We start from the raw sequence: 14,056 nt of genomic DNA, 5'->3' as shown, positions 1-14,056 counted from the left end.
CTAAATTAAACCCAGATCACAGGGGCGTTGAGGCCGGTTCTGACCGTTGCGCCGCCCCGAAGCGAGAAAGGATGACGATCATGGCACGCTTTGAGCCGTTCAGACTGTCTGACGACGACCGGAGCGACATTGTCAAAGGCGTCTCCTGTGCTCTGCTGCTAGAGCGCCATGGCTATCTTCTCGACAAGCCCGAAAGCACGCGGAACGCTCTGAAATACCGTGCGGGCAAGGGCGAGACAATCATCGTCAACCATGAAGGCCGTGGCTGGTGGGATACGGGATCGGACGAAAAGGGGGATGTGTTCTCCCTGATCCAGCGCCTGACGCCCGGTCTGAAGTTTCGCGATGCCTGCCGTGAGCTGGGTCAGCTGGTGGGCATTGAACCGAAGGGGGCAGAATACGTCCGCGAGCGTCAGGCCAAAACGCCAGACGTTGCTCCGGCCGAGCGCTGGCAGGCCAGGAAGGAGCTCAAATCCGGCACGAAGGTCTGGGCGTATCTCACCGAGGAGCGCTGCCTTCCGGAATGGGTTCTGCGTCGGGCCATCATGACCGGCTGCATCCGGGACGGCTATCACGCCGCCTGGTTCTGCCACCGGGATGCCGCGGGAGCGGTCTGCGGTGCGGAACTGCGCGGTCCGGACACCAGGGGCATGTGTCTGTCGGGTACGGTCAAAACGCTTTTCCGGTTCCAGCCCGGCCTTGGCCGAACGGTCCGTCGGCTGGTGGTGAGTGAGTCCGCCATTGATGCCCTGTCCTACGCCGCCCTCGACAGCGAGCGCACGCGTGAAACCCTGTACTGCTCGACCGCAGGGGGCATGGGGCCGGAGACGGTCGAAGCCCTCACGGCCGAGCTGGCTGAAATGGCAAAAGATCCGGCTGCCGTTCTGGTGGCTGCAACCGATAATGATGACGCCGGCAACCGCTATGCCGCGCGCCTTGCAGAGCTGGGCCGCGAAGCCGGTGTCCGCGTGATCCGCCGTATTCCCCACGGTGGCTGCAAAGATTTCAACGACGCCCTGAAGACTGTTGTGGCCGCCGCCCGCGCCGCCTGAGGAGAGACTGATGACGAATGACAAGGCACGACGGGACATGGAGGCTCTGTTTCCCGGACATGAGAAGAACGACGCCCTGAGAGCGGCCTTCCTGGCGCACCCGGATGCGGACCATTATCTGCGTCTGATGCCAGACCTCGGCTGTCGTATTCCCTGGGCTCTGGTGGCGTATGGTCCTCAGACGGATCGGCGTCAGGGTCTCGTGGTTGGCGGACGCTGGAGTGCGGCAGGCTGGGATCTCTCCGGACGCATCGTCCTGTTTGTTCAGTCTCCGACCGGAGACAGTGGGTTCCTGACCTGCCAGGCGGGGGAGCAGCAGCTTGTCCTGATTGGCACCGTTCCCGGAAGCACGCCTCATCCTGACCGTCCGGATGCCGTCACACTTCTGGGACATGTCGCAGAACTGACCGCCGCCTGGCATGCCGATGCCCAGACAACCCGCGTGTGGCATACCTGGGCCCTGCTGCACAATCAGCCGCCCTTCCCGCAGACCTACGCCGAGATCGCGTTCGGCGGTGACGTGCTGCGCGGTCTCATGGTCGGGGGGACAGTTCTGGCGGACGGGACATGGGACTTCGGGCAGAAGTTTGACCTGATGGTGGAGCCGGACGTGATCCTGAGCCTTGATGGCCGCCGTGCGACGCGGTGCGAGGTTCTTCATGGCACCCGGGAGCAGGGACGTGGTCGTGGATAATCATCTCTCCGGACTGACCCCTTCCCAGGCAGACGCCGCGCGTCAGACAGGACCGGTTGTTGTTCTGGCGGGTGCCGGGACCGGCAAGACCAAGACACTTGTGGCCGGTATTGTCGACCGTGTCGTCAAGCGCGGGATGTCGCCCGATCGCATTCTGGCCGTGACCTTTACCAACAAGGCGGCCGGGGAGATGAAGACGCGGATCGCGGCGGCCCTGAACATCGCGCAGGCCCCGTACTGGGTGGGCACCTTCCATGCGCACGGACGCCGTCAGCTGCGGACCGATCCCGACATTGCCGGTCTGCGTCCGGGGTTCGACGTCTGTGACAGCGAAGACAGCACGAAGATCGTGCGCAGGCTCCTGGAAAAGGCGATTGAAGCAGGCGTCATGAATGCCGATGACGGAGAGACGTTTCGCAAGCGTGTGAAATCTGTCAGCTCGCGCATCGCCATGCTCAAGGACAACATGGTGCTTCCCCCGGATGCCGTGGCCTGGGTCGAAGGACGGATTGCGACGGATGCCATCACCGAAGGCGATGACATCATGGTCTGGCGGGATGCAGCCGTGCTCTATCCTGCGTATCAGGCGATGCTGCGCGAAAGCAATCGCGCGGATTTTGCAGACCTGCTGCTATGGCCCACCGTGACCATGCTTCGCGACGAACGCTACAGACGGGACTGGGCGGACCGGTTTGACTGCGTGCTGGCCGATGAGTTCCAGGACGTCAATCGCCTCCAGTTTCTCTGGCTGAAATGCCTGTCCAAAGACCACAACGAGCTCTTCGTTGTCGGCGATGATGCGCAGTCGATTTACGGCTGGCGTGGGGCCAATGTCCGGATTATCCGAAGCTTTCTCAAGGAGTTTCCGACCGGACGCATGATTGCCCTGGAGCAGAACTTCCGCTCGACCGGTCATATCCTGTCAGCGGCCAACGCAGTCATTTCTCACGACACCAACCGGTTGGAGAAAACACTGTATACCGCGTCCGGAGACGGAGAGCCAGTGGATATTCTGCGGCACACCGGCAGTCAGGACGAGGCCTCTGGAATTGCCGCCGAGATCGGACGTCGTGCCCTGGAAGGCGTGCCTTACGAGGACATGGCGGTGCTCTATCGCTTCAACCATCTCTCCCGGCTGCTGGAAGAGTCTCTGCTGCGGGCAAAGATCCCTTACGAGCTGGTCAATGATACCGCCTTCTGGCAGCGCGCGGTGGTGAAGGATGCGCTCGCCTTCCTGCGTCTGACATGTTTTCCGTATGAGCGGCAGTCAGACGAGGCCTTCCGCCGGATCGTCAATCAGCCCGCCCGGGGGATCGGCGCCAAGGCCATGGCGACATTCGAGCAGGTCGCGGATGAGGAGGCGATCTCGCTGTACGAGGCAGCGGAGCGCACGGTGCAGGGACGCACCGGCAAGGCTGCTGACAAGCTGCGCGGCTTCCTGGACGTGATTCTGAAAGGTGCCCGCAGTGACGAGCCCAGTCTGGGAGAGCGTCTGAGGGTTCTGGTCGAAGAGAGCGGGTATCTCGCGATGCACCAGGCGGCCGGGGAAGACGGACGCACGGCGCTGGAAAATCTGCACGAGCTTCTGTCACTCGCCAACGAGTTCAGCTCGGTAGAGGAGCTGTTTGACCATGCGGCCCTCGGTTCGGAAAGCCGCGACGATGACAGTGCCGGTCGGGTCAAGCTGATGACCATTCATGGCTCCAAGGGACTGGAGTTCGGGCATGTCTTTCTGATCGGCTGGGAAGATACGCTGTTTCCGTCGCGCACGAACATCGACCCGGCTGAAGAACGCCGACTGGCCTATGTCGCGCTCACCCGCGGCCGCCAGCGCGTCAGTGTGTCCTGGTGCGAGTTTCGTCGGGGCGAGCAGGCCAACCCGAGCTGCTTCATCGACGAGATCCCGCTTCAGGCGCGGCGGGACGGCTGGGGGCGCAATCTCAAGCGCCGTCCCGCGTTCGAGCGGGGAACGGTTTTCACTCGGCAGAATCAGCGAGAGGCGATGGGGTTCTGACCATCAAGGCATCTGGCTGTGTCGCACGCAGAAACTCAGGGCCGTTCCCCAGTCTCCCATACCGAAGTAGTACCTGTAGAGGCGTTTGTAGGAAGGTAATCGTCAATATAAATAAGTTGGTACCCCAAACATTGACCTCTCAGGATAAATCGATATTCCGCTGCCCCCAAAGCTTGGCAAGTTCTAGATCAGTATTTATAGCGCCTTTACGTGTTGCACAAACTACGAAAACCATCTGAGGGCGTTGACCAAATTGGAAGATACTTACAAGAATATCGTCTGATGCGAAGTATCTGTAGAAAAAGTCGTTTGATACGTTTTTCCCATTTCGCAGCATTTCAGGCTGGCCAACCAGGTTTGAAACAATCTGCTGAGCTGCTTCGTGCCCAAGAAATTCAGTTTCGATTCGAGACCATATTATTCGGCCTTCAAAGATGGAATGGCAATGCAGATACCAAGCTGTTTGGGCGAACCAAACACACATATTGTCGGTGAGTCTATTTGCTTCCGGCCCTATAGAGAGACCGCGCCATCCAGTAAGCCCCAGCCCACCGACATTTTCTGCTGACCCAAACCGGTTTCTTAAGTAAAGTTTACTTGCAACGGCCGACTTCGGCACCAGCTCTTTTATAAGAATTGGGTTGTTGTTGCGGACCGCTGTAAGAGCTTCTTGAAACTCTCTAGTATCCGGATCGGTATCGAACCGAATAAGTCTCACCAACAGGCCTAAAGATTGCTCATCACGGCTCTTGGCATGATTGCATGTATGACAGGCTGGGAATTCGTAACCAACGGGCCAATGCCGCCCTTTGAAAAAATTTCGCGGAGGGAAATGGTCGATGGTGGTAGCGGGGAGGCCACAATAACAACACTGAGTATGATCAGTGAGGAAACGTTGCTTTCTCTTCTTTGCTTGTCCCAAAAGAGCGTCCTTATCGATGCAAGGCAATACTGATTTAGAAGACTCTGCTTCCCTTAGTGTAGCTTTTATCTAAACGGATTTAAAAGATCGATGTCTGTGACGGTTGTCAGCGGCACATTCGCTACTCCTGCTACCGCGCGGATTAATGTTAGAAGAGCTGCATTCTTCTCTGAGGCGGGTGTTTCCCTGAAATCACGGAAATGGCGCATCACGCTATCGTCCTGACCAAACAGGCTAGGGATTGCGTTTAAAGCCGCATAGAACGCTGTCCTCGCCTCTGTGCTCGGTGTGGCGGTTGGGACAATAACGAAACGGTACGCTATTATTTCGGTCACGCACTTGATCCGCAGGCGGCTCATCTCTGTGTCGCGTAGTTTACGTAGCCCAAGGAATACGGTGAGCCAGACTGACAAGATTGTCGCCACAGCGCCAATAATGGACGCCCAAAACTCGTTTGTTGTGAAGAAGGCCATAGTTCCATTCTATCTGGTGTGTTTCATACGCTTTTTAAGAAAACGAAATTCTCAATACACGCAATTAGTTTCAATGGAGAACGGTTTTAAATCGCGAGGCTCAGAGGGAGGGGATGGGGTCCTGGCCGATCACTGATGGGAATGCAGAATGTCGGCTTTACTGCTTCACTATATTGGAGATTTTGCGTCACATATAGATATGTGTTAAAAATAAAAACCAACTATCCGGGGGTTCAAGGTCAATATGCGCATATATATTGATAGACAAATAGTCATAGATCATTTTAACGGTGAGGAAATAATCGGGGCCGTATCGAAGTTTCGTGAGCACGGATCTGTATTTCCTTATAGCCCCGCTCACATTGAAGAAATTGCTGGCGCACAGCATACGAAAAGAGGCGCTGAAACCCCCGCTTCTGATAAACTAAAACACCAATCTCAGTTGAGCGATAATTGGGCGATCATGCCAAGCGATTCCGGTCCTGCCGACTTTCGTATAGAGGATACCGAAGCCTGCTTTGCTCGGGTTTATAAAAACGAAGGTTTTGAATTAACCAATTTAGCTATCGATTTTGCGCGATTGGTAGTGGATAATTACCAAAAGCCCAAAAAAAAGTTACTTAATAAAGTTAAAAAACTTAACTCGAATAACATATTAAATAACCCAGAAGTTCTTGGTGCAATTTTTGAACAAAGGGACGTCAACAATTTTCGAGTCGACGATGGAAGTTTTCTGGGAAGACAAAATAAAATATCTTTTTTATTTGATGCTCTAAATAGACTAGAATTTAGAAAAGAGCACAGCGCTATCAGAATAAAAAACAGGGTTCACGATGTATCTCACGCGATATATGCTTCATTTTCTGATATTTTTGTTACCAACGATAAAGATCTATACCACCTAGCAAAGGCAATATTTCCGTTTCTTAATATTAAAACAGAGGTCATTACGCGGGAGGAGTTTATACAGCGTTCTATGCTAATTGAAGACGAAACAAATGAAAAAGCCCGCTCTTAAGAAGAATTATCTACAACTGACATATCTGTTTAGTGGTGCAAGCGGACGCCGTAATTTTTACATTCTTCAAATCACGTCTCAGTCTTTGAGACGCTGTGCTGGCAGGACCGTGATGCCTGTCAGCTTGATCGCGACATAGTCACCTGAATAGGTGAAGACGTCCTGAGCGATGGTCCAGTTTGCCCATGCGGCGAGGACGTCACGGGCTTTTGTGTCTTCAGGGTCTCTCAGGATCAGATCAAGGCGGGGGTTTTTCTCCCCTTTTGTCCCAAAATCGAACACCGCGAGCCCGCGGATCGAGTGGTTGTAATCGAGGAGCAAAGCACCCTTGACCGAACATGCGTGTGCTTCACATGCCGAGAAAAGCCAGCCCCCGGCCTTGTAGCCTAGCATTTCGACCGGACTATCGGGCGGACCACCCAAAGAGGCTAATACCTGTCGCTGAAGCGTTGCAAATTCGCCCGTATGAGGTCCAACAAAGCGTTTGACTTCACCGTCGAAGCCCGGGCTCCAAACCAGCTGATTGGTGTCCCGGCAGAACTCGGCTTTCTTGAGAGTGCAGGGCTGAGCGGCAGCGCGGGCGACAGAGTACCACGCCATCTCGAAACAGAGGGTAATAATGGTAAAGATCATTGCTCTGGGAAGGGTCATAAGCTGTCTCCACTTTTCGGAACCAGAAAGGTCAGGCCGGGTCTGTTATAGACGTCTCTTAGGCGTAGCCCGGAAGACGATTATCTTCTTGTTTTGAGGCACCTTACCTCACCGATATCTCGTAAGACGTCCTCAATGGCAGCGCGGTCAATCGCCGCTCGCACTCTGATCAGACTGTCGCGAAATCATTGGGATGCACGGTGCGGGAGGGGAAAGCCACATCACAGCACTCCAGAAACGGGTAAATACGCACGCAAGTCAGTCTGCGACGCACCTTCTGTATTCACGCGGGGGGCGGGTGGGTTAGGGTCACATCCGGCAGGATCTGATCGGCCAGGGTGACGACGGAGTAAAAGGCGTGCAAGGAGAAGAGACGTGATAACAGAGCAAAGAGGCTCGGTCTTTGCGCGCTATGCAGACTTGAGCCAGGAGCAACTCCAGGCGGTCGCGCGGTTCATGGCGGAGCGCCTGACGGCCGGAGCTCCCGGTGTGGTTCCAGGCACGCTAAAAACGCTGACCGATCAGGGGAGAGACTACGCTTTCGTTCTCCTGGAAGAGGATTGTGCCTACGCGGTGAGCCCGATCGAGAGCCTCCACCTCGTGCTGGATGCAGATGGCCGTCCCTTGGGCTGTCCGTCAGAGGGTCTGCTGTATCTTTCGAATGTTGAGGGAAATGCTGTGGTGCGGCTTCTTCCGACGCCGCGTTACAAGGCCTCAGATCTCGGGCTGACGGTCTGAGGACCTCCAGTCGGGTCTGTCGCTTCAACCCCTCCCGGTCGATCCCCTGAACTGCACTCACAAACGCTGTCGTCATACTGCCCGGTATGACCGAGCACTCTCTTTCTCTTGGGCAGCCAGATCTGCCCAAACCAACCCTTTCTCTCCCACTGTCTTCCCCCTGGATGCTTGGCTGCATGGTTCTCTCGGCGACCATGCTCCTCGGGTTCGGCTGGCTCCTCTTTCCGCTGGATGTCCAGATGGTCTGGACCATGCTTGCGCAGGCGATCCTTTTCTCCCTGGCCATCTCCGTTCTTGTGGTGGACGTCATGCGCCTGTGGAAGACGAAAGCCTTCATGCCGCGCTGGCATGTCCTCGTCTTCGTTCCGGTCTGGGTGGCTGTTGGCCTGATTAATCTCCGGAACGCCTATGACTGCATGCGGGCAGCAGGCCAATGGTGACGTCGCGTGACTGCACTCACAACGGGCTCCGGCAGAATGACCGGAAGGTCACAGACGACGGGGCAGCACAGTGAAATTTGGCGGTCATCAACCCAAGGCGCGGATCTTCCGCAAGCTCAAGGCCGAGACACAGCGTGAGGTCTATCAGTCCGTCCTCCAGCACGTCCGGACCTGCCTCAACCGGGGGCCGTATAATGTCCTTGAACTCCGCGCGAACCTGACGCCCGAGCAGGCCGGGGCCCTGCCCATGGCCTTAACGACGCTGGCTCAGGCTGGAGAAATCGCCGCCCTGGGTCACAGTGTTTATGCCCGGGTGCCCTGGATGCCGGCCACACGAACCGTGAAGACCTCGCCGATCGAGGATCTGGTCTTTGCGTCCCTGACCGAACATGAAACCGCCAGCGAAATCGCGACATGGCTCGGCCTTTCCGTCGGTGAGGTGCGGGACTCCCTTTCGGCCCTGGAGCGGGCAGGGCTGATCGAGGAGCGACTGGATCCGCGCCGACCCAACCGTTACCGGATTGTCTCGCCGCATATGGCCAAACACATTCGCCAGGGTGCACAGGACCGGACGTTTACTGACATCGCCCGGCATGGCTGAGGCGTTGCGTTTGCGGGTTATCCCCCAAACCAGTGGACAGCACTGTGGGCAACCGAGGGCAGGACAAGTGGATTCACGGTCCGTTCGTCCAGGGCACAGGCGCGCGGCGCTGTCCATCGCAGGCGAGCTCTCCGTTATTGGTTGGGGCGTGCGTCAGGCGTCCCGCCGATCCGGCTTTTCAAAGGACCGGATCCTGCGCTGGCAATCGGGGCATAGCATCCCTGATCCGGACTTCCTCAGGTGGCTTGCGGCCCTTGGGATGTTGCATCGTCGACTGAGCCACCCACTGGCCCGGGCTGTGCCTCCCGTGGGCAACCGACCTCCGCTGAATGGTTATGCGATGACCAGTGCCCTGATCACGATCGGCTGGTCCGAGCGCGTGCTGGCCGAGCGTCTGGGGGAGCATCGGACAGCCCTTCGCCGTCTGATCTCAAGTCACGGGCATCTTCCAGTGAGAGAGTCCCGTTGGCTTGAAGCCCTGGCAGACGGGCATCGCGATCTGCCCCGCCCCCTCTCACCCATCTGCCTCTCCCCCGATCCCTGAAAGGTTGACCCATGTTGCAACGCGTTTCTTTTCCTGACGACGCTCAGGACGATCAGGGTGCCGTCGCAGGCGGCATCGCCGCCGACCGGCTGCGGTCCATCATCGAACGGGTCGAGCGCCTGGAAGAAGAGCGCAAGGCGCTCAGTGGTGACATCAGGGATATCTTTGCCGAAGCCAGGTCGGCCGGGTTCGACGTCAAGGTCATCCGCACGATTATCCGGCTGCGCAAGCAGGAGCCCGCAGAGGTCGAGGCTCAGGAAACCCTTTTGCAGATCTACCGCCGTGCCCTGGGAATGTGACCTGATGCACGATGCCCCACCGCGCCGCCGCATCGCCGAAGCCGCTGGAGAGATTTTGGTCTGTTGGCCAAGTGTGGGCCTGCTTCTGTTCGCCTTTGTGGTTCCCCGGCTTGGCGCTGTCATGGGACCCGTTTTTATGTTCGGTGGCTGCCTTGCAACCATGATGGGACCGGGTGTTCCCGAGATCGGTGAGGATGGACGCGACTACGGGCTTGAGCGGAGACGGGGAGTGGTATTTGCCAGTCTCGGTCTGGTGCTCTGCCTGCTTTCTCTCTCCAGACTTTTGCCGGATAGGTTCTGATCGTGCCCGCACCGTTGTTTACGGACTGGACCCCAACGTGCGTCACCAGTGTCCGTTACATCTCCACTTTGGGACCGGCTCGCGCTGTTGGGACGGTACAGCGTCGGGTCTGTGGCGCCAGATGTCTGGCTGGGGTCAGTCTGTTTCTTCTGACGAACGCGGCGGATGGATTTCTCGGTCTGGACCAGTTTGCAGGGCAGGGGGGCTGGCATCTGTCCGGACTGGGTCATCCGGTCGTCACGCTGTCGCTCTGGCAGTGGACGCTTCTGGCCTGCGCCACCCTTGGTCTTGTGAAACTCGCCGAAAGGACGGCCGGGATCCTGTCCGGACGTGGGCCGCGCCGCGCGGCCGGGATCAAGCTCCTCGTCACCTGCGTGGCTCTGACCCTTGGCGGCCTCGCCCGCAGCCTGATCCATCCGGGATGACCGGACTCACATTGGCCGCGCCTAGAGTGACCTTACACAACCGGTAGAGGAAAGATGCCTGAACTGCAGACACTCCTGAAAGAAGTGGTGAAACTGCCTGCGTCCTATCGGCGGCAGGGCCCGCCTCTTGCTTCTCTTCTGGCGCAGATTGCCCAAGAGGATGATGGGCATGGCCAGAGGGTCGGGCGCCTCGCTGGCCTACTCGGCCATCTGGCGAAAACTGGCCTCTCGTCCAGCGCCCTTGAACTGGCAGGCCGCCTGCACGATGCGGGCAAACTGCTCCTGCCAGACAGCCTCCTGAATCATCCGGGCATGTTTAACGACCGGCAGATGCTGGTGATGCGACAGCATCCGTCGCTCGGCCTTGGAGCGCTGTTTCATCTGTCAGCCGATATTCCGACCCTCGTTCATGAGGCCGTGCTTCTGCATCACGAACGCTATGACGGTGAGGGTTATCCCTTCGGAATGAAGGGGCAGGTCATTCCCTTGGCCGCCCGCATCATCGGCCTGGCCGATGTAATCGACGCCCTGCTCTCCGCCCGGGCCTACAAAACAGGATGGCCGCCCCGCCAGGTGAAAGCCTTTCTTCAGGAGCAGGCGGGTGGCGCGTTTGATCCTGCCCTGGTGCGGCACGCGATCACCTCTTTTGATGATCTGCTCGCCGTTCGCCGCAGCGTCGCGCAGCCTGTTCAGGGATACCAGCCCGTGCCCGGTCAATCGCCCCTTACATCCCGTACCCTCAGCTTTCGGAACGATATGCCATGATGCCTCTCCCGCTCCCGCCCGCAGCCCATAGCGCCCCGTCTGAGACTTCCCCCATGAAGCTTTTGGCCGACGTCGCAGATAGGCTTTTTGCAGAAAACCGGAGAGAAGAGGGGCTGTGTGTGGTTGAGGCCCTTTATCTTCAGGCAGATACTGCACTTGGTGGTCGTCAGGCGCCGTGTGATCAACAGGACGGTTGAGGGGTCTCCTTCGCAGGTGTCGTTGTTCTCCGACCTGAAGCAATGAAGAATCCCTGCTGAGTTTATGCAGGCGTAATACCGCAGAGTGACATCACGATGTAACCGTTAAGTCATTAAGAGTGCTTCGAGCAAAACGGGACAGTCACCGGTTGGCCGAGTAAATAAAAAAAGAAATACAGCGTTATTTCGATTGAACTAAGTATCCAACGGATACTAAGATGGTGGCATCACGAACGAGGACAATGCGATGCCTAAATTCGACACCTACCGGATGCGTCAGCTCGAAGGAGAGGTGCAGCGCCGCGCGACCGTCGAGGCCATCAAACGCGTGACAGAGGGCGTTCAGCGGGACGAGGAAGGCAGGGTTCTGCTCCTAGGTGCTCCATCTCAGGGCTACATTTCTCTCGAAGACGCCGTCGTCGCCAAAGAGGTTGCGGCCTTTTTGAAGGTTGCTCCTACAGCAGACGATCTTGAAAAGGCCATTCGTGCGGTCAGCAAGACCGAGGTGGACAGACTGGCTCTGTCAGGGTGGCATTTCTCCACGGGTGAGACGCGTAATGTCGGCAGCATCAAGGTGGGCGATGGGTTCGAAATTGCGACCGAGCACTCGCTGCGTCATGAAGTAACGGGAGAAGTCGCGATGCGGGATGACATCCCGCATTATTCCGATCGGATCGAGTTGCAGGACTTCCGGGGAAGCCGCATTTTGTCCGGTGTCTGGATCTTTCCTGACGGACGCTGTGAAATAGACGCAGCAAGCCTCGATAAAATTGGTGAGTATCCCGAAGACTACGATCTCTCGCCACAGGGACGGGCTGACGCCACGCTGACAGCGAGCCTCAACCGGACAAAGGCCGGACTGGAGCGGGCAGGTCACTCCAAGCGGGCATGGCTGGTTGATTGAGGGAGGTAGACGTTGAGGACATTTCTCCTCAGGCCATCCGTCAGGCCCGCCTCGATGCGGGCCTCACGCAGGTGAGCGCAGCGTCTCTTGTTCACGTCACACCCCTGACCTGGAAGCGATGGGAGAGCGGTGATCGCACGATGCACCCGGCCTTCTGGGAACTTTTTGCTCTCAAGGTCGAGACTGGCAGATCGCGTGGAAAGAACAGAGACGAGCCGAAATAGAGACAGAAAGGAACAGCACAGGCCATCCGGCCGCCACAATGGTCCGGCCCCACGTGGCCCGCGCCCTGGTGGGCGCGCCATTGTCCGGTCCAGGCGACACGGGATTTTATCGCTGAACCAAAAACGCACTGGGGTGATATTCACACTCGGGATACTTCAGGGCTTTTGCCTGATTTGCACAATGGACTGTTTCAGTAATGCCAGAAAATTCAGACGAGCTGAGGCGAACCTATGTTGCGTTCTGCTCGGGCGCAGGTTTGTCGCACGCAGATGTAAAGTCTCTTCTTGCTGATCGAGGATACTCTCTCTCGAATAACGCCGTCCGTGAATTTGGAAGGGCTAATCGCTTTCGTGAAGAGAGGCCTAGAACACAGGCGCGCGGGAGCATAATTACGATTGAGATTCTCCGGGATTTGATTTCAGCTTGGGCTGATGAGCAGCGCGAAAAAAGAATTCTTGACGAGAGAATGTCGCTGGGAGATGATTTTTGATATTCCCTGCGCAAGCAGGGATGAACCGTTATAATCCTAGTCTCTGATAGGTTTGTAAGACCGCCGTTCCCTGCCTCGACGGGGATGAACCTTTCTAATTCCGGTCCAAGATAGGTTTGAAAGACCCGTTCCCTGCGTTAGCGGGGCTAACATCTCACGGTCTTCTCTCGTCCTCAATCTTACCAACGATAAAGAAAGAGAGAGAGGAACAGCACAGGCCGTCCGGCCGCCACAATGGTCCGGCCGCACGCGGCCCGCGCCCTGGAGGGCGCGCCATTGTCCCGTCCAGCCGTCTGCGCCTCGCGGGAGAGCATCTGAAAAGAGAAAAGGATGCTTTCCGTGGCTACTCCCGTCACAACAGTCTTCACACTCACCGGCCCGCAGTACCGATTACGCCAGATCGCTGAAGAGCGCGCCTACCGGACCTGCGCACCGGACCAGATGGCGTGGGAGAACGACACCACGCTGGTGATGACCCTCGAAAACGGGATCGGCACGTCCTTCCTCCGTCACGGAGACGGACTTTCTGACGACTATCCCGACGTCAGTATCCGGGGCATGGAATATTTCGACTGCTTCGATGATCCGGGCTTTGCCAAATGGCAGGGCGGTCAGCTTGTGTATGAAGCAGACCTCATCACCGTCTTCGGAATCTTGTTTCCGACCGACGCCTCAAAAGACTGGCCGGGCTGTAGCACCAGCTTCTGGCACAGGTCTCCCGCTCTCACAGCGGCTATCGCCGAGAACTGTCCGGACTTTGACCTGATGCCGTTGCGGCAACTGGCAGGGCCAGAGCCCGGATGGGTTCAGACAACGGACGGCTTTGCCACCCTTCTTCTCCGTCTGCCCTCGACAGCCAATGCAGAGGACGGCCTCGGCGTGATCTTCTACCCGACACTCGGGCGGTTCACGCTTGTGACAGGAATTGATCGTCTCGGTGGCGCGGCGGGATTCCTTCGGCAGTCTTACGGACAGATCAGCGCCAGATGTCCGGAACTGCGTGTGATTCTGCGCGAGTGCTGGAAAGCTGATGACAAGAGCAGGCGCAAGGCGCGTCATGAACGGAAGGTTTTGAAGAGGAAGATGAGGAAAGAGAGCCGGGAGGGAAAGGAGATCCTTTTCGATCTCTTCGATCCTGACCCGTGGGTAATGTAATGGGCAGAAGAAAGGAAGGATCGGGGCGGCCCTGAAGGGTTCGCGCGCTCTTGTGTGAACGGCCTCTATGGCGCAAGGAAAATCTTGTCTTGAAACATACGGAACTGGTGCTCTCATGTGTCCGGCCTTTTTGTGCAGCCACTAGGGC

The 14,056-nt window shown here is 57.4% G+C and carries 19 protein-coding genes; 16 read left to right on the top strand and 3 right to left on the bottom strand.

What is annotated here, in order from left to right; genetic code table 11:
• Positions 1-80 precede the first annotated feature (80 nt).
• Genes JN414_RS14465 through JN414_RS14455 form a run of 3 tightly spaced genes read left to right on the top strand, consistent with a single transcriptional unit; the run spans position 81 to position 3,760 of the window.
• A complete protein-coding gene (locus JN414_RS14465) occupies positions 81-1,052 on the top strand; it encodes a DUF3991 and toprim domain-containing protein (protein WP_202208556.1) in 972 nt (323 codons plus the stop codon).
• A 10-nt stretch (positions 1,053-1,062) separates the two neighbouring features.
• On the top strand, positions 1,063-1,746 hold the full coding sequence (locus JN414_RS14460) for a hypothetical protein (RefSeq protein ID WP_202208554.1): 684 nt from the start codon (positions 1,063-1,065) through the stop codon (positions 1,744-1,746).
• Entirely contained in the window at positions 1,739-3,760 is a 2,022-nt protein-coding gene (locus JN414_RS14455) for an ATP-dependent helicase (protein ID WP_237390095.1), read from the top strand. The genes JN414_RS14460 and JN414_RS14455 overlap by 8 nt, the downstream gene beginning before the upstream one ends.
• A gap of 139 nt (positions 3,761-3,899) precedes the next feature.
• Here JN414_RS14455 and JN414_RS14450 read toward each other — a convergent pair whose 3' ends face one another.
• Both JN414_RS14450 and JN414_RS14445 read right to left on the bottom strand, forming a co-directional pair.
• On the bottom strand, positions 3,900-4,682 hold the full coding sequence (locus tag JN414_RS14450; RefSeq protein ID WP_202208550.1) for an HNH endonuclease: 783 nt from the start codon (positions 4,680-4,682) through the stop codon (positions 3,900-3,902).
• Between the two features lie 65 nt (positions 4,683-4,747).
• Positions 4,748-5,155, bottom strand: coding sequence for a hypothetical protein (locus tag JN414_RS14445; RefSeq protein WP_202208548.1), 408 nt, complete (start codon positions 5,153-5,155; stop codon positions 4,748-4,750).
• A gap of 244 nt (positions 5,156-5,399) precedes the next feature.
• Here JN414_RS14445 and JN414_RS14440 point away from each other — a divergent pair, with 244 nt between their 5' ends.
• Positions 5,400-6,173, top strand: a complete 774-nt coding sequence (locus JN414_RS14440) for a hypothetical protein (RefSeq protein ID WP_202208546.1) — start codon at positions 5,400-5,402, stop codon at positions 6,171-6,173.
• A 78-nt stretch (positions 6,174-6,251) separates the two neighbouring features.
• Here JN414_RS14440 and JN414_RS14435 read toward each other — a convergent pair whose 3' ends face one another.
• Positions 6,252-6,824 carry a hypothetical protein gene (locus tag JN414_RS14435; protein ID WP_202208544.1) on the bottom strand — a complete coding sequence of 191 codons (573 nt, stop codon included), beginning with the start codon at positions 6,822-6,824 and terminating at the stop codon, positions 6,252-6,254.
• Between the two features lie 375 nt (positions 6,825-7,199).
• Between JN414_RS14435 and JN414_RS14430 the strand changes: the two genes are divergently transcribed.
• From JN414_RS14430 to JN414_RS14375, 12 genes are all read left to right on the top strand, one after another.
• On the top strand, positions 7,200-7,562 hold the full coding sequence (locus JN414_RS14430) for a hypothetical protein (RefSeq protein WP_202208542.1): 363 nt from the start codon (positions 7,200-7,202) through the stop codon (positions 7,560-7,562).
• Positions 7,563-7,648: 86 nt separating this feature from the next.
• On the top strand, positions 7,649-8,002 hold the full coding sequence (locus tag JN414_RS14425; protein WP_202208540.1) for a hypothetical protein: 354 nt from the start codon (positions 7,649-7,651) through the stop codon (positions 8,000-8,002).
• Positions 8,003-8,072: 70 nt separating this feature from the next.
• Positions 8,073-8,603, top strand: a complete 531-nt coding sequence (locus JN414_RS14420; RefSeq protein ID WP_202208538.1) for a hypothetical protein — start codon at positions 8,073-8,075, stop codon at positions 8,601-8,603.
• 67 nt (positions 8,604-8,670) lie between these two features.
• Positions 8,671-9,147: a hypothetical protein gene (locus JN414_RS14415; RefSeq protein ID WP_011251393.1), complete on the top strand. Its 477-nt coding sequence runs from the start codon at positions 8,671-8,673 to the stop codon at positions 9,145-9,147.
• A gap of 11 nt (positions 9,148-9,158) precedes the next feature.
• A complete protein-coding gene (locus tag JN414_RS14410; protein WP_202208537.1) occupies positions 9,159-9,446 on the top strand; it encodes a DUF2312 domain-containing protein in 288 nt (95 codons plus the stop codon).
• A 4-nt stretch (positions 9,447-9,450) separates the two neighbouring features.
• Positions 9,451-9,747 (top strand): hypothetical protein, encoded by a 297-nt coding sequence (locus tag JN414_RS14405; RefSeq protein ID WP_202208535.1) that lies wholly within the window; start codon positions 9,451-9,453, stop codon positions 9,745-9,747.
• A gap of 2 nt (positions 9,748-9,749) precedes the next feature.
• The gene (locus JN414_RS14400) at positions 9,750-10,172 is read left to right on the top strand and encodes a hypothetical protein (protein WP_202208533.1); all 423 of its coding nucleotides are present in this window, start codon (positions 9,750-9,752) and stop codon (positions 10,170-10,172) included.
• A gap of 54 nt (positions 10,173-10,226) precedes the next feature.
• Complete coding sequence (locus tag JN414_RS14395; RefSeq protein ID WP_202208531.1) at positions 10,227-10,937, top strand: HD-GYP domain-containing protein; 711 nt, start codon at positions 10,227-10,229, stop codon at positions 10,935-10,937.
• Complete coding sequence (locus JN414_RS14390) at positions 10,934-11,134, top strand: hypothetical protein (protein WP_202208530.1); 201 nt, start codon at positions 10,934-10,936, stop codon at positions 11,132-11,134. Before JN414_RS14395 ends, JN414_RS14390 begins: the two co-directional genes overlap by 4 nt.
• Positions 11,135-11,381: 247 nt before the next feature.
• Positions 11,382-12,038: a hypothetical protein gene (locus tag JN414_RS14385; protein ID WP_202208529.1), complete on the top strand. Its 657-nt coding sequence runs from the start codon at positions 11,382-11,384 to the stop codon at positions 12,036-12,038.
• Positions 12,035-12,262 carry a DNA-binding transcriptional regulator gene (locus JN414_RS14380; protein WP_202208528.1) on the top strand — a complete coding sequence of 76 codons (228 nt, stop codon included), beginning with the start codon at positions 12,035-12,037 and terminating at the stop codon, positions 12,260-12,262. Before JN414_RS14385 ends, JN414_RS14380 begins: the two co-directional genes overlap by 4 nt.
• A gap of 821 nt (positions 12,263-13,083) precedes the next feature.
• Complete coding sequence (locus tag JN414_RS14375) at positions 13,084-13,908, top strand: hypothetical protein (protein ID WP_202208527.1); 825 nt, start codon at positions 13,084-13,086, stop codon at positions 13,906-13,908.
• The last annotated feature ends 148 nt before the right edge of the window (positions 13,909-14,056 follow it).

The sequence above is a fragment of the Gluconobacter sp. Gdi genome (assembly GCF_014132155.1).
Classification (GTDB): domain Bacteria; phylum Pseudomonadota; class Alphaproteobacteria; order Acetobacterales; family Acetobacteraceae; genus Gluconobacter.
This window is presented reverse-complemented; position numbering and strand designations above follow the sequence as displayed.

Excerpts from the sequence above, each read along its gene's own strand:
- JN414_RS14465 (WP_202208556.1), top strand. The coding sequence starts at position 81 with ATGGCACGCTTTGAGCCGTTCAGACTGTCTGACGACGACCGGAGCGAC.
- JN414_RS14460 (WP_202208554.1), top strand. The coding sequence starts at position 1,063 with ATGACGAATGACAAGGCACGACGGGACATGGAGGCTCTGTTTCCCGGA.
- JN414_RS14445 (WP_202208548.1), bottom strand. The coding sequence starts at position 5,155 with ATGGCCTTCTTCACAACAAACGAGTTTTGGGCGTCCATTATTGGCGCT.
- JN414_RS14440 (WP_202208546.1), top strand. The coding sequence starts at position 5,400 with ATGCGCATATATATTGATAGACAAATAGTCATAGATCATTTTAACGGT.
- JN414_RS14435 (WP_202208544.1), bottom strand. The coding sequence starts at position 6,824 with ATGACCCTTCCCAGAGCAATGATCTTTACCATTATTACCCTCTGTTTC.
- JN414_RS14425 (WP_202208540.1), top strand. The coding sequence starts at position 7,649 with ATGACCGAGCACTCTCTTTCTCTTGGGCAGCCAGATCTGCCCAAACCA.
- JN414_RS14410 (WP_202208537.1), top strand. The coding sequence starts at position 9,159 with ATGTTGCAACGCGTTTCTTTTCCTGACGACGCTCAGGACGATCAGGGT.
- JN414_RS14405 (WP_202208535.1), top strand. The coding sequence starts at position 9,451 with ATGCACGATGCCCCACCGCGCCGCCGCATCGCCGAAGCCGCTGGAGAG.
- JN414_RS14395 (WP_202208531.1), top strand. The coding sequence starts at position 10,227 with ATGCCTGAACTGCAGACACTCCTGAAAGAAGTGGTGAAACTGCCTGCG.
- JN414_RS14390 (WP_202208530.1), top strand. The coding sequence starts at position 10,934 with ATGATGCCTCTCCCGCTCCCGCCCGCAGCCCATAGCGCCCCGTCTGAG.
- JN414_RS14385 (WP_202208529.1), top strand. The coding sequence starts at position 11,382 with ATGCCTAAATTCGACACCTACCGGATGCGTCAGCTCGAAGGAGAGGTG.
- JN414_RS14375 (WP_202208527.1), top strand. The coding sequence starts at position 13,084 with ATGCTTTCCGTGGCTACTCCCGTCACAACAGTCTTCACACTCACCGGC.